Origin of the sequence: Vibrio sp. 1562 (assembly GCF_033340155.1) — a bacterium.
Classification (GTDB): Bacteria; Pseudomonadota; Gammaproteobacteria; order Enterobacterales; family Vibrionaceae; genus Vibrio; species Vibrio alginolyticus.
Genome location: NZ_JAWOVY010000813.1, coordinates 1 through 509 on the forward strand (window position 1 = coordinate 1; position 509 = coordinate 509).

Below are 509 nucleotides of genomic sequence, written 5' to 3' on the forward strand. Positions count from 1 at the left end.
ACCGGAATCAATACGTTAAGTTCGGGCTCGTTATCAGTACTCAATACGAACTTAGCGACGCTGAGTTCAAGCCGCAGAGATAGATTCCGCGCCGACCACATTGGTTATATCTTCCAGCAATTCAACTTGCTGCCGTATTTGAATGTCATCGACAACGTATTACTTCCTTGTCAGTTCAGTAAAGTGAGACGAGATCGCGTGACACCAAACGCCTCCAAAGCCGAGCTTTTATCACAAGCGACAACCTTGTTGGAGCGGCTTCATTTACCGACAAATTTACACTCTCGCCCAGTGTCGGAGCTGAGTATTGGACAACAACAGCGAGTGGCGGCAGCTCGTGCGCTGATAGGGCATCCTGCGTTAGTCATTGCTGACGAGCCGACATCTGCACTCGATCATGATAATCGCATGGCGTTCATCGAACTGCTGATGGAACAGGCTAATGAAGCCAAAGCGACATTAATCTTTGTCAGCCATGATCCAACTCTGGAAAGCTTGTTCGATCGCAC

At 48.7% G+C, this 509-nt stretch carries 1 protein-coding gene; it reads left to right on the forward strand.

What is annotated here, in order from left to right; genetic code table 11:
* On the forward strand, positions 1-509 hold a 509-nt coding region (locus R7Z49_RS27815), incomplete at both ends, for an ATP-binding cassette domain-containing protein (RefSeq protein WP_318112886.1).